This window comes from Pelagimonas sp. (genome assembly GCF_050633425.1).
GTDB lineage: Bacteria > Pseudomonadota > Alphaproteobacteria > Rhodobacterales > Rhodobacteraceae > Pelagimonas.
Map to the genome: position 1 here is coordinate 198,494 of NZ_JBOEGM010000020.1, position 20,145 is coordinate 218,638.

The 20,145-nt window shown below is 56.5% G+C and carries 21 protein-coding genes; 17 read left to right on the forward strand and 4 right to left on the reverse strand.

Annotated elements, in window-relative coordinates:
* Window positions 1-225 precede the first annotated feature (225 nt).
* The gene (gene hemP / locus ACRBB0_RS16700) at window positions 226-405 is read left to right on the forward strand and encodes a hemin uptake protein HemP (protein WP_431375583.1); all 180 of its coding nucleotides are present in this window, start codon (window positions 226-228) and stop codon (window positions 403-405) included.
* A 350-nt stretch (window positions 406-755) separates the two neighbouring features.
* The gene (locus tag ACRBB0_RS16705; RefSeq protein WP_431375584.1) at window positions 756-1,241 is read left to right on the forward strand and encodes a histidine phosphatase family protein; all 486 of its coding nucleotides are present in this window, start codon (window positions 756-758) and stop codon (window positions 1,239-1,241) included.
* A gap of 116 nt (window positions 1,242-1,357) precedes the next feature.
* On the opposite strand, the gene ACRBB0_RS16710 is transcribed toward ACRBB0_RS16705, so the two are convergent.
* On the reverse strand, window positions 1,358-2,968 hold the full coding sequence (locus tag ACRBB0_RS16710) for a GMC family oxidoreductase (protein WP_431375585.1): 1,611 nt from the start codon (window positions 2,966-2,968) through the stop codon (window positions 1,358-1,360).
* A gap of 120 nt (window positions 2,969-3,088) precedes the next feature.
* On the opposite strand from ACRBB0_RS16710, the gene ACRBB0_RS16715 reads away from it, so the two are divergent.
* From ACRBB0_RS16715 to ACRBB0_RS16735, 5 genes are all read left to right on the forward strand, one after another.
* The gene (locus tag ACRBB0_RS16715) at window positions 3,089-4,324 is read left to right on the forward strand and encodes a TRAP transporter substrate-binding protein (protein WP_431375586.1); all 1,236 of its coding nucleotides are present in this window, start codon (window positions 3,089-3,091) and stop codon (window positions 4,322-4,324) included.
* A 98-nt stretch (window positions 4,325-4,422) separates the two neighbouring features.
* Window positions 4,423-5,091, forward strand: a complete 669-nt coding sequence (locus ACRBB0_RS16720; RefSeq protein WP_431375587.1) for a TRAP transporter small permease — start codon at window positions 4,423-4,425, stop codon at window positions 5,089-5,091.
* Between the two features lies 1 nt (window position 5,092).
* Entirely contained in the window at window positions 5,093-6,448 is a 1,356-nt protein-coding gene (locus ACRBB0_RS16725; protein ID WP_431375588.1) for a TRAP transporter large permease, read from the forward strand.
* Window positions 6,449-6,462: 14 nt separating this feature from the next.
* Entirely contained in the window at window positions 6,463-7,233 is a 771-nt protein-coding gene (locus ACRBB0_RS16730; RefSeq protein WP_431375589.1) for an IclR family transcriptional regulator, read from the forward strand.
* A gap of 144 nt (window positions 7,234-7,377) precedes the next feature.
* Window positions 7,378-8,823 (forward strand): aldehyde dehydrogenase family protein, encoded by a 1,446-nt coding sequence (locus ACRBB0_RS16735; protein WP_431375590.1) that lies wholly within the window; start codon window positions 7,378-7,380, stop codon window positions 8,821-8,823.
* A 166-nt stretch (window positions 8,824-8,989) separates the two neighbouring features.
* On the opposite strand, the gene ACRBB0_RS16740 is transcribed toward ACRBB0_RS16735, so the two are convergent.
* A complete protein-coding gene (locus ACRBB0_RS16740; RefSeq protein WP_431375591.1) occupies window positions 8,990-9,769 on the reverse strand; it encodes a DeoR/GlpR family DNA-binding transcription regulator in 780 nt (259 codons plus the stop codon).
* A gap of 5 nt (window positions 9,770-9,774) precedes the next feature.
* Window positions 9,775-10,212 (reverse strand): homoprotocatechuate degradation operon regulator HpaR, encoded by a 438-nt coding sequence (hpaR, locus tag ACRBB0_RS16745; protein ID WP_431375592.1) that lies wholly within the window; start codon window positions 10,210-10,212, stop codon window positions 9,775-9,777.
* A 130-nt stretch (window positions 10,213-10,342) separates the two neighbouring features.
* On the opposite strand from hpaR, the gene hpaD reads away from it, so the two are divergent.
* Window positions 10,343-11,326: a 3,4-dihydroxyphenylacetate 2,3-dioxygenase gene (hpaD, locus tag ACRBB0_RS16750; RefSeq protein ID WP_431375593.1), complete on the forward strand. Its 984-nt coding sequence runs from the start codon at window positions 10,343-10,345 to the stop codon at window positions 11,324-11,326.
* Window positions 11,327-11,345: 19 nt separating this feature from the next.
* A complete protein-coding gene (locus ACRBB0_RS16755; protein WP_431375594.1) occupies window positions 11,346-12,740 on the forward strand; it encodes a pyridoxal phosphate-dependent decarboxylase family protein in 1,395 nt (464 codons plus the stop codon).
* Here the strand turns inward: ACRBB0_RS16755 and ACRBB0_RS16760 are convergent.
* A complete protein-coding gene (locus ACRBB0_RS16760; protein WP_431375595.1) occupies window positions 12,735-12,908 on the reverse strand; it encodes a hypothetical protein in 174 nt (57 codons plus the stop codon). The genes ACRBB0_RS16755 and ACRBB0_RS16760 overlap by 6 nt on opposite strands.
* Window positions 12,909-13,086: 178 nt before the next feature.
* On the opposite strand from ACRBB0_RS16760, the gene napF reads away from it, so the two are divergent.
* The 8 genes from napF (at window position 13,087) to ACRBB0_RS16800 (ending at window position 20,059) form a co-directional block, all read left to right on the forward strand.
* Window positions 13,087-13,599, forward strand: a complete 513-nt coding sequence (napF, locus tag ACRBB0_RS16765) for a ferredoxin-type protein NapF (RefSeq protein ID WP_431375596.1) — start codon at window positions 13,087-13,089, stop codon at window positions 13,597-13,599.
* On the forward strand, window positions 13,593-13,880 hold the full coding sequence (locus ACRBB0_RS16770) for a chaperone NapD (protein WP_431375597.1): 288 nt from the start codon (window positions 13,593-13,595) through the stop codon (window positions 13,878-13,880). The genes napF and ACRBB0_RS16770 overlap by 7 nt, the downstream gene beginning before the upstream one ends.
* A 12-nt stretch (window positions 13,881-13,892) precedes the next feature.
* Window positions 13,893-16,397, forward strand: coding sequence for a nitrate reductase catalytic subunit NapA (napA, locus tag ACRBB0_RS16775; RefSeq protein ID WP_431375598.1), 2,505 nt, complete (start codon window positions 13,893-13,895; stop codon window positions 16,395-16,397).
* A 110-nt stretch (window positions 16,398-16,507) separates the two neighbouring features.
* Entirely contained in the window at window positions 16,508-17,368 is an 861-nt protein-coding gene (napG, locus tag ACRBB0_RS16780) for a ferredoxin-type protein NapG (protein ID WP_431375599.1), read from the forward strand.
* A complete protein-coding gene (gene napH, locus ACRBB0_RS16785) occupies window positions 17,365-18,285 on the forward strand; it encodes a quinol dehydrogenase ferredoxin subunit NapH (protein WP_431375600.1) in 921 nt (306 codons plus the stop codon). Before napG ends, napH begins: the two co-directional genes overlap by 4 nt.
* A 34-nt stretch (window positions 18,286-18,319) precedes the next feature.
* Complete coding sequence (locus ACRBB0_RS16790) at window positions 18,320-18,763, forward strand: nitrate reductase cytochrome c-type subunit (RefSeq protein WP_431375601.1); 444 nt, start codon at window positions 18,320-18,322, stop codon at window positions 18,761-18,763.
* Window positions 18,764-18,784: 21 nt separating this feature from the next.
* Entirely contained in the window at window positions 18,785-19,492 is a 708-nt protein-coding gene (locus ACRBB0_RS16795; protein ID WP_431375602.1) for a NapC/NirT family cytochrome c, read from the forward strand.
* Between the two features lie 60 nt (window positions 19,493-19,552).
* Window positions 19,553-20,059, forward strand: coding sequence for a DUF2478 domain-containing protein (locus ACRBB0_RS16800; RefSeq protein ID WP_431375603.1), 507 nt, complete (start codon window positions 19,553-19,555; stop codon window positions 20,057-20,059).
* The last annotated feature ends 86 nt before the right edge of the window (window positions 20,060-20,145 follow it).

Genomic DNA, 20,145 nt, shown 5'->3' on the forward strand with positions numbered 1-20,145 from the left:
ACATTCCTGAGTCTAACAGTCATATTATCATCACCAGCCAGCCCAAAGGGTCAGCCAACATCTGCGAAAACGGAGATTTCCGATGCTGACTCGTAACACGCACAGAGCCGGTCACCCGGTGCCTCTTTCCCAAGACGTCCCCATCAACGTCACTCTCGGTCTTCCTCGCTTTCGCAGCCTCGAAATACTATTGGACCTGATCGAGCACGCCGGAGGTGCTGACAAATGACCCTGAATTTCGCCCCGACCATTCCACATGACCTTGCCAATCAATCGGTGCCCCGCATGCCCCTGCATGACGCGACCGCTCTCACGGATGGTGGTAGCCTCGCAAACATCCAGTTGGGTGACCAAATCTATACGTTGCGTATCACGCGGGCTGGCAAGCTGATCTTGACCAAGTAGATCCCCGAATCAAAGATAAAACAGTAGGTTGCCGGATCAACTCGGCAATCAATCGCAGGGTGTTTGCGCCGGAAAAATCCGCTTTTTCACGTCAAAAAAAACGTCCAAAATCTGAAGTTATTGGCCCAACTCACCAGTTCGGGTGATACCTGAAAAAATCCTAGACAGATAAAGTTAATGGGCAGTGAGGCCGGTTAAAAATTATCTACGACGACCCCTTTCAAAAATACGTTTTTGATACTTATCCCTATCTGATCGGTTTCACTGCACCTGCACCGACTGCGGCGCCGAGTCATTTGCACCAAACGCGATCCCTCGCTACCATTTCCCTATTTACGGGGGAAATTACGATGCTTAGGCGAACATTTTTACTGACCGGGTCTGCATGGCTGAGCGCCTGCGCCGCCGTGCCGCACGATCTGTCACTTGCACCCAATTCCACTTTGATTGTTGTGCGCCACGCCGACCGCGATGGCGAAAACCTCAGCGCGGCGGGTATTGAGCGTTCCAAAGCACTGGTCAAAGCTTTGGATGGCATGCCGCTGGACGCCATCTTTTCACCGGGAATCAAGCGCAACATGGACACGGCCGCACCTTTGGTCGCAGCGCGCGGATTGCCCAACCAACGCCTCCCCCAAGAGGCCCCAACCACGGGGCTGGTGACCCAAGGCGCTGGCAAAACCGTGATCTGGGTGGGCAACAAGGGCAATATCGCCACCATTTGGGAAGACCTACGGCTCAGCGATCCGGCCCCTTTGGAATACGGTGATTTATTCATCGTTCGATCAGATGCATTTGGGGCTGTCACCGTTGAACAGCGCCATTTTGGTGCCTAACACCCAAACCCGCGCTCTGATAATCACCTAATATTGGCACCTAACATCGGCACCTAATACAGGTGCCGAAACCGGTTGCCAAACACGGGCTTTGGCGACGCAATAAGAGCGCGGGCTCAAGCTTTTGCGTCTTCCAGCATAAGCTCGGAAGCTTTTTCACCAATCATAATCGCCGGGGCGTTGGTGTTACCCGATACGATTTCCGGCATGATCGAACAATCCGCGACCCTCAGCCCGGAGATCCCGTGTACCCGCAGCCGATCATCAACAACGGCTTGCGCATCGTTGCCCATTTTGCAGGTGCCCGTTGGGTGATAGATCGAGGCGGTATTGCTGCGCGCCCAGTCCAGCGTCGCCTCGTAGTCATCAATCTGCAGCGACGCGTTGGGGCGAAACTCTTGCGAAATCTTTGAGGTCAGCGGCGCGTGCCGGGCAATATTCCGCGCGATTTTGACGCCTTCAACCACGGTACGACAATCGGTTTCGGTCGACAGGTAGTTCGGGATGATCTTGGGATAAGTCCGCGCTTCGGGCGAAACAATTTGGATTTCACCTTTGCTTTCGGGCCGCAATTGGCAGACCGACATCGTAAAGGCCGAAAACGGATCCGCCCCTTTGCCGGGGTTCTCCGCCGACAAAGGCTGGACATGGAACTGAATATCCGGCGTTTCCAGATCAGGCCGGGTTTTCAAGAACCCCGTCGCCAAGGACGCCGCCATCGTCATCGGCCCGGCCCGGAACATCGCATATTTCAAGGCAATTTTGGCCTGACCAAACAGGCTGCGCACCTCGTCATTCAGGGTTGGTTCATTGCATTTGTAGACCAAACGCGCCTGTAAATGGTCTTGCATATTCTTGCCAACACCAGGCAAATCCTTGCGCACCGCAATGCCGTTGGCCACAAGCTGTTCGGCCTCTCCGATACCGGACAACATCAACAGTTGCGGTGAATTGATCGCGCCGCCAGACAGCACAACTTCCCGCCGCGCTTTGATCGTCTTCACCTGACCGGATTTGTCGCGATAGGTCACCCCAGTGGCACGATTGCCATCCAACTCAATCTTTTCGGCCAAGGCATGGGTAATGATCTGTAGGTTTTCACGCCCGCGGACGGGTTTTAGATAGGCCACCGCCGAACTGCACCGCCGCCCATTCTTGGCCGTCAGCTGGAAAAACCCAACGCCCTCTTGGCTCTCCCCATTGTAATCGGGGTTAAACCTGTGTCCCGCCGCCTGCGCAGCCGCGACCCAAGCATCGGTGATCGGGCGTTGGATGCGCATATTTGACACCGACAATGGCCCCTGATCGCCATGGAACGCATCGGCACCGCGTTCGTTATTCTCCGCCTTTTTGAACAGAGGGAGCACATCCTCCCAGCCCCAGCCGCGATTGCCCATCTGTTGCCAGCGGTCATAATCTTGCGCCTGACCACGCACATATAACAGTCCATTCAGAGACGACGACCCCCCCAAAACCTTGCCTCGCGGCCATTCAATCGAGCGACCATTTAACCCCGGATCGGGCTCTGTTTTGTAACACCAATCGACCGATGGGTTATGAATGGTTTTGAAATATCCGACCGGAATGTGGATCCAAGGGTTCCAATCTCGTCCCCCCGCTTCCAGCAAAACCACCTTGTTTTTCGGGTCAGCGGACAGACGATTCGCCAAAACGCAGCCAGCAGAGCCTGCCCCTACGACGATAAAATCTGCATCAAAATCTGACATTTAACTCCCCTCCCGGTCGGTATTGCGCGGCAATTCGAACTTTTCCCTTGCTCAAACCAGCATAGTCACCCCATTATTGAGACTGCAAGTATCAAAATTGCACAAATGGGAGGAACCACTATGAAAGCATCGAAAGCCCTCAGTGGCATTTCGCGCCGTGATCTTTTCAAACTGACGGGTCAGTTTGGAATTTCGTCGGTTGTCTTGGGCGCGGGCGCTCTGGGCGGCGCTGCAACCCTTGGCTCGGTCGCGCAGGCCGCCGAAAGCACCTACACCAAACGCTTTGCCAAAGAACCCAAACATACGCTGAAGCTCGGCGCGTCCGGCTTTAATGCCCGAAACCTGTTGATCGAACGCGCCGGCGTGTTGGAATTTGCCCGCGATCTGGAAGAGCGCACCGAGGGCGAGATTCGTGTCGAATTCATCGGTGACAACCAAATTTGCGGCCAGCTCAGCTGTGTTGAGAAAACCCAATTGGGTGTCGTCGACATGTATGCCGCCTCCACCCAAAACTCTGCCGGTGGCGCGCCCTATCTGAATGTTCTGGATTACGCCTATATGTTCCCAAGCCGGGCGGCGCAGTATCACTTCCTCTACAGCCCTGAATCGCAGAAACTTTTGCGCGAACCGCTTGAAAAGCGTCATGGCCTCAAATTCCTGTTTAGCCATTGCGAATTGCGCGGCCTGCAGATGGGCTCCAGCTTCCAAGACAAGCCCACCGTGACCAAGCTCGAAGAGCTGTTTGGCACCAAAAACCGCGTCACCGGCACCCAGTTGGGCCGCATCGCGATGCAACTTTTGAACCTGAACCCAGTTCCGGTTGCTTGGGAAGAAACCCTTGATGGCCTGAAACAGGGCCTGATTGATGGCGCGGAAACATGGGCTTCGGCTGTGGCCTATGCCAACATGTCGCCTGTTGTGTCACAATGCGTCGACCTCAAGTTTTTCTGCGGCACGGAACACACTTCGATGTCTGCCAAAGTCTTTGACGCAATGGAGGGCCATTTGCAGGACGCGATCATGGAATCCGCCTATTTGGCACAAGTTCATGTTCAGGCGGCAAACGAAGCCGCACTGGTCAAAACTGTTGGCTTTTCTGATCCTCAGCTGCCGGATACGATTTTTGTCAAAGACAACGTGCGCTGTGCTTTCCTGGCTGATGATCAGATCAAAATGGCCGAGGAAATGTGTTCACCAGAGTTCAACCCAGAACCCTGGGCTCAATGGCGTGACCGTCTCAACAAATGGTCCGGTGGACACGACACCTACAAGGAAATCTACGACGTTGCACGTCAGATTCCCAAAGACACCCTGCCAGAAAACGTCGAACCCCGTCGTTGGTGGCGTTCGGCTTAAGTCGCCACATTTAAGGGATGGGCCAGATATGGCCCATCTTTCACCGCTGCGCGAGTCGGCGGTTTTTATACATACGGCACACCTAAGGAGGAGAGGTTATGACCGGTTGGTTTCAGGGCACAGGAGAAATCCTAGCGGCCCTCGCCGAGGGCGATTCATGGATGTTAAGCGAAGCAATGCGCGCCCCGGCTGTTTGGTCGCTGGGCCTGATTGTGATGCTGGTTGCCTCCACATTGATTGTGATCCTGTACCGGGTCAGCCCGTGGGTCGAACGCAATCTAGAGACGTCGGTTATGGTGGTCTCCTATTTGGCCATTGGCGGCATCATCTTTGTCGAAGTGTTCCGGCGCTTTGCCTTGGGTCTTCAAGCCCCATGGTCCACAACGCTGCCCCCGTTTTTGTTTCTGGTGATGACCTGGTTTGGCTGCGCTTATAACGTCAAATTGCGCACTCATCTGGCCTTTGCCGAATTCCGCACGGCGATGCCCCGCGTGGGACAAATGGCCTGTCTGACTTTGGATGCGGTGCTCTGGATCGCGTTTTCATGGATCGTGGTTGTCACCTCAACCCGCGTGGTTGCCAACTCAGCCGCCAATTTCCAGATCATGTTGGGCACCGACAATGTCATGCAATGGTGGTTCCTACTTTCGGTTCCGCTCGCCTTTGTGCTGTTGGTGGCGCGTGTTTTGGAAAACTATCTGACCGACATCCAGAACTTTCGCTCAGGCGACACCCTGATCCAACAAGCCGTGATCGGAGGCGACTGATATGACGGACGGAACCATAATCACCCTTCTTTCGGTTGGCGTGACCCTCCTCTTTATGCTTGGCGTGCCGGTTTTTCTGGTCATTGGCTATTGGGTTGTTGGCATGTCTTTCATGTTGCAGCTGCCGCTCGATAATATCGGCGCGGCGCTTGGTGACGTGTTCACCGACGGTTTTGCTCTACTCGCCATGCCGCTGTTTATCCTCACCGGAGACCTGATCAACCGCTCGGGCATTGCCCGGCGCCTGTCGGATTTCGCCTATGCCTGTCTTGGTTGGATCAGAGGTGGTCTGGCCATGGCAGCCCTTGGTGCCTGCGGGTTGTTTGCTGCAATTTCCGGCTCAAACTCAGCCACCACCGCGACCATCGGGTCGATGTTGCATCCCGAAATGGTCAAGGGCGGCTATGATCCGCGCTTTTCGGCCGCCACTGCCGCCGCTGGCGGTACGGTGGGTATCATCATCCCCCCGTCCATCATCTTTATTGTCTATGGCTTCCTCCTCAACCTTCCGATTTCGGATCTCTTTGTGGCCGGGATCATCCCCGGAACAATGATGGTCGGTGGTATGATGCTGGCTGCGTTTATCATCAGCTGGCGCAATGGCTGGGGCTATCTGATCGGCCTGAGCCCGATGCGGGTTCTTAAAACGGCCATTGGCGCGTGGCTTGGTTTCTTTGCCATCGGCCTGGTGCTTTGGGGCATCTATACCGGCAAATTCTCCCCCACCGAAGCGGCGGGCGTGACCGTTGGGTTTTGTGTGATTGTCGGTTTTCTGAGCCTGCCTTTGCACAAATTGCTAAGCGGTGGCGAAGAGCGCGAAGTCAACGACAAGAGCATCACGGAAATGCTTGTTGTCCAAGGGTTTGGTCCGCTTGAACTGCCCTCGATCACCATGCGATCTGCGCAGATCACCGGCATTCTCGCCCCGCTGATTGCTGTTTCTGTTGTTATGCAACAAATCCTCTCGGTGCTGGGTGCTCAGCAAATCATCGGTGGCTTTGTGACCTCGATGGGCGGCTATTACGCGGTGTTGTTCACCTCGATGGCCATCGTGTTTGTGGCCGGTATGGTGCTAGAGAGCCTTCCGGTGACGATCATCCTTGCTCCGATTTTGGCACCCATCGCTCATTCTGTCGGCGTCGAACCGGTACAATTTGCGGTAATCTTCCTGGTTGGTGCCTCAATTGGCTTCATCACCCCACCCTATGGGCTCAACCTATATGTCGCGTCGGGCGTAACAGGCGTTCCCTACTTCCGCCTCCTGCGCTATACCGTTCCGTATCTATTTGCACTGATCTCAGTATGGCTGATCGTGGCGCTGGTTCCAGCTCTGTCAACGGCCCTACTACCGACCTAACGACGGAGCCTGCCATGGACGGGGACAAGTCTGACACGATCCCAACTAATCTCAGGCTGCTGCTTGTGATAGAAGAGGTCGCGCGGGCCGGTGTCCCCGTCACGCCAACATCGGTGAATGAACAGATTGGCTTGCCCAAACCGACCATTCACCGGCTCTTTACCACCCTCGAAGAAGAGGGTTTTCTTCAACGAGACATGGACGGGCGGACATATTCGCCCGGACCGCGTTTGCGGGTTATGGCCGGTGGCATCCTGTCGTCCCTGCGTATCCGCACCGCTCGTCAGGCAATCTTGCGCAAGCTGAGCCAGCAAGTCGGAGAAACCTGCAACATTGCCCTCGCTGATCGCCACGCCATGACCTATCTGGAACGGGTCGAAACCGAATGGCCGCTGCGCATTCAGCTCCCGATTGGCACGCGCGTTCCCTTTTATTGCACCGCCTCGGGCAAGATGTATCTCAGCTCGCTGGCACGCGCGCATCTTCAGCGCTACCTCAGCTCCACCGCTCTTGAGGCGCGCACCGACAACACCATCATAGATCCCGATGCGCTTGTCGCCGAAATCTCTAACGTGCGCAAAAACGCATTTGCCCTTGATCGCGAAGAGTTCATGGATGACATGATTGCGCTGGCAGTTCCGATCCCGGATGTGCATGGCCGCCTCATGGCGACCTTGTCTTTCCACGCGCCGACCCAGCGGTTTGATGTCGACCGTGCCCTCACCTTTTTACCTGCTCTCCAAGACGCAGCCTCGGAATTATCAAGCTTGGTTTCTGAAAGCTGAGCGTGCGGACCACGGCGGCATATCGCCAAATTTGATCACATTACCTTACCATCCCTGAAATGCGCTTGATCTTCGGGCCCGCCCTTTGGCTAATGGCCCAGTTCGCATCAAATCGGTGCGGGCTTTAACAGGGGAGCAGGCCAAATGACGGTCTTTGATCAGGTTTACATCGGTGGGTCTTGGCGACAGGCCGATGGCGAAAAACGCCCCCTCATCAATCCCGATACCCAAGCGCAAGATGCCGAGTTGATCTGTGCCTCTGTTGACGCCTGTCATGCCGCAACCGCCAGCGCTCGCCGGGCCTTTGAAGCCGGTTGGGGGCGCTCTGATCTGTTGACCCGTCGCGCCGCGCTGAACCAGGTCATTACGCAAATCGAGGCCCGCGCCGAAGATTTGGCGCAATGCATTAGCCGCGAACTCGGTGCGCCGATTGATTTTGCCCGCTCCGCTCAGGTCTCTGCAGCGCTCGCCCATCTGCGCGCAACGGAGCGCGCCATGACCACCCGGCCTCAGGACCGCCCCCTGACAACCAACCCCGATCACCGCCTGCGCTACGAACCTCTGGGCGTGGCCGGTTTGATAACCCCTTGGAACTGGCCGCTAAATCAGGTCGCGCTTAAACTCGGCGGCGCTTTGGCCGCGGGCTGCACCATGGTTCTAAAGCCCTCGGAGCTCTCGTCGCGGACCGCGTTAATCCTGACCGAGGCCATCCACGCCGCCGATCTGCCCCCCGGCGTGTTCAACCTGATCACCGGGGCCAGTGACATCGGCGCGGCTCTGATCGCCAGCCCGGATATCGACGTGGTTTCCTTTACCGGCTCGACCCAAACAGGGCGTTTCATCGCCGCCGAAGCCGCACAGCGGATGACCCGTACCACTTTGGAATTGGGCGGAAAATCCGCTAACATCCTCTTTGAAGATTGCAATTTGGAGACGGCGCTCACCCAAGGGCTTGCGCATTGCTTCCGCAACGCAGGACAATCCTGCAACGCCGCTTCACGCATGTTGATCGCCCGCGACATCTATGACGACGCGGTTGCTTTGGCCGCACAGATCGCCGACGCAACCCAAGTTGACCGCCCTCACCTGTCGGGTGCCCATATCGGCCCGCAGATCAGTGCCAGCCAATACGCCAAGGTCCAAGCCTTCATCGCGGGCGTAGAAACCCAGGGCATGCGCTTGATTGCAGGTGGCACAGGGCGACCCAACCATTTGGAAACAGGATACTATTCCCGCCCCACCGTCTTTGCCGACGTGCCGCCCGACGCCCCCCTATTCCAAGACGAAATCTTTGGCCCCGTGCTCACCATGACCCCCTTTGACAGCGAAGAGGAGGCCATCGCCCTCGCCAATGCCACGCCATACGGACTTGCCGGATATATCCAAACCGCCGACCCCGCCAGAGCGGACCGCGTTGCGAAATCCCTGCGTGTTGGCATGGTGCAGGTCAACGGCATCAGCCGCGAAGACGGGGCGCCCTTTGGAGGACGAGGCCTATCTGGTTACGGTCGGGAAGCTGGACTCTGGGGCATCCGCGCCTTTCAAGACGTGAAGTCCATCAGCGGCGCGGCCTTGGTCGACCCGGTCTAAAGCCGATCCGAAACATGTCGCGCCACATGTCAGAGTATGCTCACAGCCCATCCATCAGCAGCAAAAGTGGGCCAACACTGGTGCCCGCATTCTGTTGACCCCCTGCGAGCACGTATTGAGCCTGCGCGCCTTCCGACGCCTATGCAGCTTGCACGCCTTCCGGCGCCTATGCAGTTTGCACGCCTTCCGGCGCGACAACCACCCCAGTTTCCCAGTCCGAGCAGCGCTGCGCCAAATCCGCAGACAGCGCTGTATCGGTGAAAAACGTGTCAATCTCGGCGAGCGATGCGATCCGCGCGGGCGCTGTGCGGGTGAATTTTGACCCATCCGCAACCAAAAACGTCTTGCGCGACTGACGTAGAATCGTCTGGCTCACATCAACCTCTTGGATATCAAAGTCCAACAAATCGCCGTCCTGATCCAAAGCCGAACAGCCAATCACCGCCAAATCGACCTTGAATTGCTTGATCGTGTTGGCCGCCAGATTGCCGACCAAACCACCATCGGTGCGCCGCAGACTGCCACCGGTCACCACGATCTCACACCCAGAATGACCCGCCAAGATATTGGCAACATTCATATTGTTCGTCACAACCATCAAGTTGCGATGCCCTTTCAAGGCATGGGCCACAGCCTCGGTGCTGGTGCCAATGTTCAAGAACAGTGAAATATTGTCGGGGATTTGCTCGGCGCAGGCGCGGGCAATCGCCGCCTTGGCATCCGGGTTCAAAACCCTCCGTTCTTCATAACCAATATTGGTGGTGCCCGAAGGTAAAACCGCGCCACCATGCACCCGCTCTAACTGACCGCCATCGGCCAAATCGGTCAAATCACGGCGGATGGTCTGCAGCGTCACGTTAAAATGCGCCGCTAGCCCTTCGACCGTTACTTTGCCTTCGCGCCGCGCAATATCGAGTATTTCGGGGTGTCGGATTGTCTGGGACATGCGGCTCACTCAACTTCACACAGGGTGATCAATGCGTCGATCAAGGCTTCGTGACGCTCCTCCCCCAACCGGTCTCGAACCACATCCATAATCCGCGTTGCTTCCTGTAAATTACGGTCGATAATCTCTTGTCCCGCCACCGTAATAGCCAGATTCTGCCGCCTGCGGTCGTCTTTATCCTGTTCCCGCGTCACAAGACCTTTTTCAGTCATCGCCCGGACAATCCGCGTCAGACTAGGCAATAGCAAACACGCCTGTTCCGAAATTTCGGTCGCATCCATGGAGCCGTTCTCAGCCAAAACCCGAAGCACCCGCCATTGCTGTTCGGTAATGCCTTCTTCAGCCAGCATTTTGCGGATCGGTGCCATGATATGTTCGCGCGCCCGGATCAATGAGATCGGAAGCGACCTGGAGGTCGGAGGAAGCTCGGGTCTACCAGTCATGAAACCTGCCATATTCAATTTGCGCGCAACCTAGAATGCTTTTCATGTTAATGGAAGGGATTGACGAGTTGCAACCAAATTGCTTAACGTGGCAACTGTTAACATGTGAACAACACTGCAGGAGGAAACCGTGCCCTTACCCGAGTTTAATCTATATCCCGATTTCAACACGGTACGCCTTAGCCACGCCTATCTAAATGTCTCTGACCTCGCCGCGTCAAAGGCCTTCTATTGCGACACGCTCGGCTTGCAGATCACAGATGAAAGCGAGACGCATGTCTATCTGCGTGCCATGGAAGAGCGCGGCCATCACTGTCTTGTCCTGCAAAAATCCGATGCACCGGGCACCGTTGATGCAGTCGGGTTCAAAACCTATGACGAAGCCGACCTTGATCGTGCCGAAGCTTGGTTTCAAGCCCAAGGCCGCCCCACCCAATGGGTCATCCGCCCCTACCAGGGCCGCACTTTGCTGACCTCAGACAACCTCGGCATCCCGCTTGAATTCTATCACAAGATGGATCGTTTGCCGTCAATTCATCAGAAATATGCGCTCTATAATGGTGTCAAACCGCTGCGGATTGACCATTTCAATTGCTTTAGCCCCGATGTCGATGCCTCAGTTGCCTTTTACAACAGCATGGGGTTTCGCGTCACCGAATACACCGAGGATGAAGACAGCAAGCGCCTTTGGGCGGCTTGGATGCATCGCAAAGGTGGCGTGCATGACATGGCCTTTACCAACGGCACTGGCCCGCGTCTGCACCATGTTGCCTTTTGGGTGCCAACCCCGCTCAATATTATCGACCTGCTCGATCTGATGGCCACGACCGGCTATGTCGACAATATTGAACGCGGCCCCGGTCGTCACGGAATTTCCAACGCGTTTTTCCTATATGTGCTTGATCCTGATGGCCACCGGATCGAAATCTATTGCTCGGATTATCAAACCGTTGACCCCGATCTTGAGCCGATCAAATGGGATCTCACAGATCCCCAGCGCCAAACTCTCTGGGGGGCTCCGGCTCCAAAATCCTGGTTCGAACATGGCACACGCTTTACAGATGCCGAGACGCGCGATAGCGACATAGCCGCTTCGCCTATCATCGCCCCCTAGGGCAACAAAAGGACAGGTCATGGACCCTCTCGATTTCGAAAAATGGTCAAATCGTGCCGCGCAATGGGGGGTGGATTACCGCAAAACCCTGCGCGACAGACCTGTCCGCGCCCAAACCCCCGCCGGTAGCATTTACAATGCCATCCCCAGCGCCCCGCCCGAAACCAGCGAGGACATGGACGCGATTTTCGATGACTTCGAAAACCTGATCCTGCCCGGCATGACCCATTGGCAGCACCCGCGCTTTTTTGCCTATTTCCCGGCCAATGCCGCCCCGGTTTCCGTCATTGCCGAATATCTCGTCTCGGCGATGGCGGCGCAATGTATGTTGTGGCAGACCTCGCCTGCCGCGACCGAGCTTGAGACACGGATGATGGAATGGCTCGGCACTGCCATTGGCTTGCCAGAAACCTTTACCGGTGTCATCCAAGACAGTGCCTCATCCGCCACGCTTGCCGCCGTGCTGGTCATGCGCGAGCGCGCGTTGAACTGGCAGGGCAACATCGCCGGGCTAAAGTCCGGCCCGCAACTGCGCATCTATTGCTCGGGCGAAGTGCATACCTCTATCGACCGCGCACTCTGGGTGTCTGGTATTGGCTCGGACAATCTCGTGCGCATTCCAACCAAAGGCCCAATGCGTTCCATGGATCCGGCCGCGCTGGATGCTGCAATCAAATCCGACATCGCGGCGGGTTTGACCCCGGCCGGTGTTATCGCCTGCACCGGCGGCACCAGCACCGGCAGCTGCGATGACCTGCGCGCCGTCATCCGTGTCGCCAAATCCCACGATCTGTTCACCCATATCGACGCGGCTTGGGCCGGAGCAGCAATGATTTGTCCCGAATTCCGGCCCCTGTGGGACGGCGTCGAAGCTGCGGATTCGATCGTTTTCAATCCACATAAATGGCTCGGGGCACAGTTTGATTGTTCGGCCCATTTCCTGCGCGATCCTGACCTTCTGGTCAAAACGTTGGCGATCCAACCCGAATATCTCAAAACCCATGGCCAAGATGGGATCATCAATTATTCCGAATGGTCCGTCCCGCTTGGACGCCGGTTCCGCGCGCTGAAACTGTGGTTTCTCATGCGGTTTCATGGCATCGACGGGCTGCGCTCAGTGATCCGCAACCATGTGGACTGGTCCGTTTGGCTGGCTGATCACCTCCGCGAAACCGACGGGTTTGAGATTGTCACCGATCCGATCCTGTCGCTCTTCTCGTTCCGATTGACCTCGGGCGAGGCGCAGACACAGGCGCTTCTTGAGACCATCAACGCCGATGGAGAGATTTACCTCACCCAAACACGGGTTAACGGTACCTATGCCATCCGTTTCCAAGCCGGAGCCTTTGATATGCGCCGGGACGATATCGAAAAGGCGCTGAAGGTGATCACCCAAACCGCGCGGCGGTTATAAGCTCGTCTTCGACACCCCTGTCAGTTTGCCAACAAGACGTTTGGCAGACTGATTTTCCCAACAAAGACCCCAGAATCTTTTTTCAACCACAGCTAAGTTTTCTGCAAAACGGCCGAATTGCGCGCCCTCAAAAAAACTGTGTCCATATTCAAAAAAAACATTTTCCACGCACGTTTCCCGTAGGAGCTTAAATAGTATGCGTTTCCATGATGATATACGAAATTCTATTTTTCGAATATAATCAAATGCTTGTGACACAAAATATACATCCAGAGACATGACATAAGTCAAATCTCCTGATTTTGCACAAGAGTAGAGCTTGTCCCAAGCCAAAATGGGGCAACCAATGCATCATCAGCCAGAACGACGCGCTTTTCTCACCGGACGGATCAACCGACCGCTCGCCATGCGCCCTCCCGGTGCCTTGGACGAAGAGGCCTTTGAAGACGCCTGCACCAAATGCGGTGACTGCGCGGTCTCCTGTCCGCAAGACATCATCAGTTTTGACACAGACGGCCTGCCCACCGTTGATCTGAGCGTCGCGGAATGCACTTTTTGCAATGTCTGTGCTGAAGTCTGCGCCCCCAAGGCCATTGATTACGCCGATGGCTGGGACTGGCGCGCAGGCGTCGATAAGACCTGTCTCTCCGCCAATGGCGTCACCTGCCGCACCTGCGAAGACCAATGTGATGCCCAGGCGATCCGGTTCAAACTGCAAACCGGGGGCCGCTCTGAGGCGCAATTCGACAGCGATGCCTGCACCGGTTGCGGGGCCTGCGCGGCTGCCTGCCCCTCAGGTTCGATCACGTTCTTCACCAAAAAAAGCTCCAACCCAGAAGGAAAGGCGAAATCATGCTGAATGTTTGCGGTTGCCTTGTCCATGTGATGCCCAACATGGCCGACAGTGTCATCAAAGCCATCGAAGCGACAGAAGGCGGCGAAGTTCATGCCCATGAAGAGGGCCGCATTGTCGTCACCGTCGAGGATGTGGGCGAGAAATTCGCCTCTGACCAGATCATGGACATGCACCAGATCCCCGGCGTGCTGACTGTCACGCTTACCTATCACCATTTTGAACCGCTCAACGAAGCGCCCACTGCTGCCCCGCGTGCCAATCAGGCCGCCGCGCCAGTGCTCTGAGGAGGCCTAGCCATGACAACAAAAACTGATCCGCTGACAACCGATCGTCGGAAATTCCTAAAGGCATCGGCCGCCGCCGCCACCGCCTCGGCTGCAGGCATCACCTTGCCCAACACCGCCGCCGCCCAAGTCGGAACCCCTGACATCCGCTGGGACAAAGCCGCCTGCCGTTTTTGTGGCACAGGGTGTTCGGTTTTGGTTGGCACCAAAGAAGGCCGCGTCGTTGCGACCCAAGGTGACCCCCAAGCGCCGGTGAACCGCGGCTTGAACTGCATCAAGGGCTACTTCCTGTCCAAGATTATGTACGGAAAAGACCGCCTGACCACACCGCTTTTGCGCAAATCCAACGGTGTCTTTGACAAAGAAGGCGAATTCGAGCCGGTCAGCTGGGACGAAGCCTTCGACGTCATGGCCGAAAAGTGGAAAGACTCAATCAAGAAAAAAGGCCCAACCGCCGTGTCCATGTTCGGCTCGGGCCAGTGGACCGTTTGGGAGGGCTATGCCGCCGCCAAGTTCATGAAGGCCGGTCTACGTTCCAACAACATCGACCCAAACGCCCGCCACTGTATGGCCTCGGCGGTTGTCGGCTTTATCCGCACCTTTGGCATTGATGAACCGATGGGCTGTTACGATGATCTTGAGCACGCCGATACCTTTGTGCTCTGGGGCTCCAACATGGCCGAGATGCACCCGATCTTGTGGTCACGCCTCACCAACACCCGTCTGACCAAGCCGGGCTCAGAAGTGCATGTTTTGTCGACCTTCGAACATCGCTCCTTTGAGCTTGCCGACAATGGCATGATTTTCACCCCGCAGTCGGATTTGGCGATCCTGAACTACATCGCCAATTACATCATCCAGACGGGTGCCGTGAACAAAGAGTTCGTTGAAAAGAACGTCAATTTCACCAAAACTGCCACCGATATCGGCTATGGCCTGCGCCCAACCCACCAATTGGAGCAAGACGCCGAAAACTCTGGGTCCGGCAAACTGACCCCCATGACCTTTGAAGAATATGCCGAAGCCGTTTCGGAATATACCGTTGAAAAGGCTGAAGAACTCTCAGGCGTTCCTGCTGCTAAACTCGAACGTCTGGCCAAGCAATATGCTGATCCAAATCGCAAGGTTATGTCGCTCTGGACCATGGGCTTTAACCAGCACACACGTGGGTCCTGGGTCAACTCGCTCATGTACAACGTCCACCTTCTGGTCGGTAAAATCTCCGAACCGGGCAACTCGCCCTTCTCGCTCACAGGTCAGCCATCCGCCTGTGGCACAGCGCGTGAGGTCGGCACATTTGCCCACCGTCTGCCCGCCGATATGGTTGTCGCCAAAGAAGCACACCGTGACTTCGCCGAAGACAAATGGATGCTGCCCAAAGGCACCATTCCGCCCAAGCCCGGCTTCCATGCCGTGTTGCAGCACCGCAAACTCAAGGACGGTGATCTGAACTGTCACTGGGTGCAGTGTAACAACAACCTGCAAGCCGCGCCGAATATGAACGAAGAAGGGTTCCCGGGCTACCGGAACCCCGAAAACTTCATCACCGTGTCCGACCCTTACCCAACCGTCACCGCACTGGCCGCTGACCTTATCTTGCCCACTGCCATGTGGGTCGAGAAAGAGGGCGCATATGGTAACGCCGAACGCCGCACCCAGTTCTGGCGCCAACAGGTGGATGCACCGGGTGACGCCAAATCCGACATGTGGCAGGTGATGGAATTCGCCAAACGCTTCAAGGTCGAAGATGTCTGGCCCGAAGAGCTGATCGCGCAGCAGCCGGAATATCGTGGCAAAACCATCTACGAGATCCTCTACGAGAACGGCAAGGTCAACAAATACCCGCTGTCCGAAACCGCCGAAGGCTTTGCCAACGACGAATCCGAACATTTCGGTTACTACGTCCAAAAAGGCCTGTTCGAAGAATATGCCGAATTTGGTCGCGGCAAAGCGCACGATCTGGCCGACTTTGACACCTATCACAAGGCGCGCGGCCTGCGCTGGCCTGTCGTGGATGGCAAGGAAACCCTGTACCGCTTCCGCGAAGGCTATGACCCCTACGTCAAGGAAGGCGAAGGCGTCAAATTCTACGGCAAACCCGATGGCAAGGCGAATATCATCTTCGCCCCATTTGAACCTGCCGCCGAAGAGCCTGATGAAGAGTACAACCTATGGTTCGTCACTGGGCGTGTTCTTGAGCACTGGCATTCAGGGTCGATGACCCGCCGGGTTCCCGAACTGCACCGCTCCTTCCCGTCTGCTGTGGTGTTCATGCACCCCGAAGACGCCAAGGATCGTGGCTTGCGTCGCGGTCAAGAGATCAACGTCTCGACCCGTCGTGGTGAAGTTCTGTCGCGGGTGGAAACCCGTGGCCGTAACAAGATGCCACGCGGCGTTGTCTTCATGCCCTGGTTCGACGAAGGTCAGCTTACCAACAAGCTGACGTTAGATGCCACTTGCCCGCTCTCAAAAGAGACCGACTTCAAGAAATGTGCATGTAAAATCGAACGCGCCTAAGGCCCATCACACAAAGGATCATTCCAGCACGCGATGCGCAAACGCATCCGTTCTGGGCTGGAAACCCTTGCCCCCTCCCTTCCAACCATTTGACTTTTGGAGTAAAGACCATGTCCGCCCCGCAACGCAAAAGGCCAATGGATCGGCGTCGCTTCCTTCAGGATGCGACGCGCGGTGTGGCTGGCTGCGCATTGGCGGGCATGGGTTTGACGCAATTTATTTCGGATGCCCGTGCGCTCCCAGCGCAAGCCATCCGTCCGCCAGGGGCGCTTGAGGAGAGCGACTTCCTGGCGGCCTGTATCCGTTGCGGGCTCTGTGTCCGCGACTGTCCCTATGACACGCTGAGCCTCGCCCAACTTGGGCTTGATGGCACGGCCACAGGGACCCCGTTTTTTACCGCCCGCGATGTGCCCTGCGAGATGTGCGAAGACATCCCATGTGTCGTCGCCTGCCCCACTGGTGCACTGGACAAAGGCCTCACCAACATCGACGATGCCGATATGGGCGTTGCGGTTTTGATCGACCAAGAGGCTTGCCTAAACGCCCTAGGGTTGCGTTGCGACGTCTGCTACCGCGTCTGCCCTGTCATTGACAAGGCCATCACTCTTGAGCTGCGCACCAATCAACGCTCCGGCGCTCATGCGATCTTTATGCCGGTTGTGCATTCCGAGGCCTGCACCGGTTGTGGCAAATGCGAAAAATCTTGTGTGCTGCCCGATGAAAGCGCCATCAAAGTGCTGCCCAAACGCATCGCACAGGCCCATTCCGCCGATCACTACAAGCTCGGTTGGGAAGAAAACGACCCGCTGGTGGATGAACTCATCGACCTGCCCGACCGTCTGCCCGGTTCGGGCACCGACAACCTTGCTGCGCCCGGTGGCTATCTGCCCGGTGATCTCCCTGATCCCTCGATGGAGGGCGGCTTCACCTCGGGCTTCAAACTGCCCGGAACCGGGGGGGCAAGCCAATGAGCGACAAGACAAAACTCCCCGTAGGATATGAGGCGATCCGCGACAAAGGCTGGCTTAACGCCCATAGGTTCCTATTGCTGCGCCGCGCCAGCCAGTTGTTTTTCCTCGCCCTTTTCCTTCTAGGCCCATGGTTCGGCATATGGTGGGTCAAGGGCAATCTCTCCGGCTCTCTGACCTTCAATTTCCTGCCGCTCACCGACCCGTTTATCACCACCCAAGGTATGTTCGCCGGTCATTGGCCCGAACTCACCGCCTTGATCGGCGCGCTGCTCGTTGGCGTTGCCTACGCGCTCATCGGCGGCCGCGTCTATTGTTCTTGGGTCTGCCCGATCAACCCTGTTACCGACGGCGCGCATTGGCTGCATGACAAACTTGGCATGACCAAAGGCTGGCAACCAAAGAAAGAGACCCGTTACTATGTGCTCGGCATGGTTTTGATCGTCTCGATGCTCACCGGCACCATCGCTTGGGAGTTTGTGAACCCAATCAGCATGTTACATCGCGGTTTGATCTTTGGCGTCGGCCTTTCCTGGGCCTTTGTCCTTGCTGTCTTTCTGTTTGATGTCGCGGTATCGCGTCGGGGCTGGTGCGGCCATTTTTGCCCGGTCGGCGCCTTTTACAGCTTGCTTGGCACCGGCTCGGTTCTGCACGTCACCGCCAACAACCGCGAGGCCTGCGACGATTGCATGGATTGCTTTGCCGTCTGTCCCGAAATGCAAGTCATCACCCCGGCCCTGCGCGGCTCCGACAATGACCCCCCCCTGATTTTATCCCCCGACTGCACCAATTGCGGACGCTGCATAGACGTTTGCGCAGTCGATGTCTTCCAATTCACCCACCGTTTCGACGACACGCCCGCCTCCGGGCGCACGCGTCAAAAACCAACCCCTGCGCCAAAGGCCGACAAGGCGGCCTGAGCAAGCCCCAACGGGCACCTAGAGGAGAAATGATATGAAAAAGCATAGCCTTATCAGCGCCCCGATTGTCGCCTTGACTGTCTCAGCCCTGTTGGTTGGTGGCGTCGCCTTCGCCCAGCAATCCAGCGTTCAATCGCTACGCGGTGCCGATATTGACGAACCTGTTGCGGTTGATGATGTCCATCGCCAAGACGATAGCGGTCGCTTCACCCGCAATTATCGTCAACAGCCCCCGCTGATCCCGCATTCAACCGCGCAATACCAGATCGACCTGAACGCCAACCAGTGTTTGACCTGCCACGACTGGACTCGCGCTGGTGATCGCGGTGCGCCGACCCTGTCGATGACCCATTATATGGGCCGCGACGGCGAACAGCTCGACAGTGTTGCCGGCACTCGCTGGTTCTGCACCCAGTGTCACGTGCCGCAGGCCGACGCCCCCGCGCTGGTCGACAACCTCTTTGAACCCTCGAACTAAACCGCGCAGAGGAGCTGACTTATGTCTGACCAAAACGCATCGCGCACCGGCCTCATGGGATTGATCAAGAGGTTCTTTACCCCTTCAGCTGTCTATTCTTTTGGCGGTATTTTGATCGGCGGCTTTGTCGCCGGGGTCATCTTTTGGGGCGGTTTTAACTGGTCTCTTGAGATGACCAACACCGAAGAGTTCTGCGTGTCGTGCCACGAAATGGAAGTGAATGTATACGCGGAATATCAAGGCACCATTCACCAAAACAACGGCTCTGGGGTACGCGCCACCTGCCCCGATTGTCACGTCCCCAAGGACTGGGGGCCCAAGATGATCCGTAAAATCCAAGCCTCAAAGGAGTTGTATGGCCACTTCATCACCAATGTGATCGACACACCCGAAAAGTTTGGCGAACACCGCTCGGTCATGGCATCGCGCGAATGGGCGCGGATGAAAAAGACCGATTCAAAAGAGTGCCGCAACTGTCACAACTTTGACTATATGGACTTTACCCAGCAGGAAAATCGCGCGGCCGAAAATCACCAAAAGGCGCTCGACGAGGGTAAAACCTGTATTGATTGCCACCAGGGTATCGCCCACGATCTTCCGGCCAACTATTTGGAACATTACGAAAACGTTGTCTCCGAACTGGATGCCAAGGGCGAAATCACACCTGCTCAGGGTCGCGCATTTGCTCAAAGTTCAGAGGCGATCAAAAGTCATCTCGCAAATGAGTAACCGATTGACGACAGGCCCAAAGGGCGCCCCTATGGGGGGCCCTTCACTACGAGGTTGCTGATGCCTATCGCTTATCTTAAATCCGAAATTGGCGTCGACGTGAACGCTGTATTGGCTGATCTTGCAGCACGGCTTTTGGCTGATGGTCTCAAAGTTGTGGGGACCACGCAGACGAACACTGCGCGTGTCGACACCCACAAATGCGATATGGATGTGCGGGTTCTGCCGGATGGTGACATAATCCGCATTTCGCAAAACCTCGGGCCCAACTCACGCGGGTGTCAGCTTGATCCCGATGCGTTGGAACATGCCGTCGCCGCGACCCTGTCCAGGCTCGAAGGCGCAGACATTCTTATCGTTAATAAATTTGGCAAACACGAAGCAGATGGGCGCGGCTTTCGCGAGGTCATTGCTGCGGCAATCGAACAGGGGATTACTGTTCTTGTTGGCACAAATGGGCTTAACCTTCAGGCCTTTCTTGACTTCACCGGAGGGGCCGCCTCCCAATTGCCAGCCGATCTAGATCAGCTGGGCGACTGGGTCCATGCCCGACGAAAAGCCGCATAGTCTGTCTTGCAGCGCTGCGCATTGCGGTAGTGTTTGACGATGAAAACCCGCCGGGCGCTGGTTGCAAAAGGGATAAAAACTTCAGC

What these genes read in the sequence shown, in the direction of transcription:
- napF (WP_431375596.1), top strand. Translation starts at nt 13,087, where the DNA reads ATGCATCATCAGCCAGAACGACGCGCTTTTCTCACCGGACGGATCAAC.
- ACRBB0_RS16715 (WP_431375586.1), top strand. Translation starts at nt 3,089, where the DNA reads ATGAAAGCATCGAAAGCCCTCAGTGGCATTTCGCGCCGTGATCTTTTC.
- ACRBB0_RS16770 (WP_431375597.1), top strand. Translation starts at nt 13,593, where the DNA reads ATGCTGAATGTTTGCGGTTGCCTTGTCCATGTGATGCCCAACATGGCC.
- ACRBB0_RS16800 (WP_431375603.1), top strand. Translation starts at nt 19,553, where the DNA reads ATGCCTATCGCTTATCTTAAATCCGAAATTGGCGTCGACGTGAACGCT.
- hpaR (WP_431375592.1), bottom strand. Translation starts at nt 10,212, where the DNA reads ATGACTGGTAGACCCGAGCTTCCTCCGACCTCCAGGTCGCTTCCGATC.
- ACRBB0_RS16710 (WP_431375585.1), bottom strand. Translation starts at nt 2,968, where the DNA reads ATGTCAGATTTTGATGCAGATTTTATCGTCGTAGGGGCAGGCTCTGCT.
- ACRBB0_RS16730 (WP_431375589.1), top strand. Translation starts at nt 6,463, where the DNA reads ATGGACGGGGACAAGTCTGACACGATCCCAACTAATCTCAGGCTGCTG.
- napG (WP_431375599.1), top strand. Translation starts at nt 16,508, where the DNA reads ATGTCCGCCCCGCAACGCAAAAGGCCAATGGATCGGCGTCGCTTCCTT.
- ACRBB0_RS16725 (WP_431375588.1), top strand. Translation starts at nt 5,093, where the DNA reads ATGACGGACGGAACCATAATCACCCTTCTTTCGGTTGGCGTGACCCTC.
- napA (WP_431375598.1), top strand. Translation starts at nt 13,893, where the DNA reads ATGACAACAAAAACTGATCCGCTGACAACCGATCGTCGGAAATTCCTA.
- ACRBB0_RS16755 (WP_431375594.1), top strand. Translation starts at nt 11,346, where the DNA reads ATGGACCCTCTCGATTTCGAAAAATGGTCAAATCGTGCCGCGCAATGG.
- hemP (WP_431375583.1), top strand. Translation starts at nt 226, where the DNA reads ATGACCCTGAATTTCGCCCCGACCATTCCACATGACCTTGCCAATCAA.
- napH (WP_431375600.1), top strand. Translation starts at nt 17,365, where the DNA reads ATGAGCGACAAGACAAAACTCCCCGTAGGATATGAGGCGATCCGCGAC.
- ACRBB0_RS16735 (WP_431375590.1), top strand. Translation starts at nt 7,378, where the DNA reads ATGACGGTCTTTGATCAGGTTTACATCGGTGGGTCTTGGCGACAGGCC.
- ACRBB0_RS16740 (WP_431375591.1), bottom strand. Translation starts at nt 9,769, where the DNA reads ATGTCCCAGACAATCCGACACCCCGAAATACTCGATATTGCGCGGCGC.
- ACRBB0_RS16790 (WP_431375601.1), top strand. Translation starts at nt 18,320, where the DNA reads ATGAAAAAGCATAGCCTTATCAGCGCCCCGATTGTCGCCTTGACTGTC.
- ACRBB0_RS16705 (WP_431375584.1), top strand. Translation starts at nt 756, where the DNA reads ATGCTTAGGCGAACATTTTTACTGACCGGGTCTGCATGGCTGAGCGCC.
- ACRBB0_RS16795 (WP_431375602.1), top strand. Translation starts at nt 18,785, where the DNA reads ATGTCTGACCAAAACGCATCGCGCACCGGCCTCATGGGATTGATCAAG.
- ACRBB0_RS16720 (WP_431375587.1), top strand. Translation starts at nt 4,423, where the DNA reads ATGACCGGTTGGTTTCAGGGCACAGGAGAAATCCTAGCGGCCCTCGCC.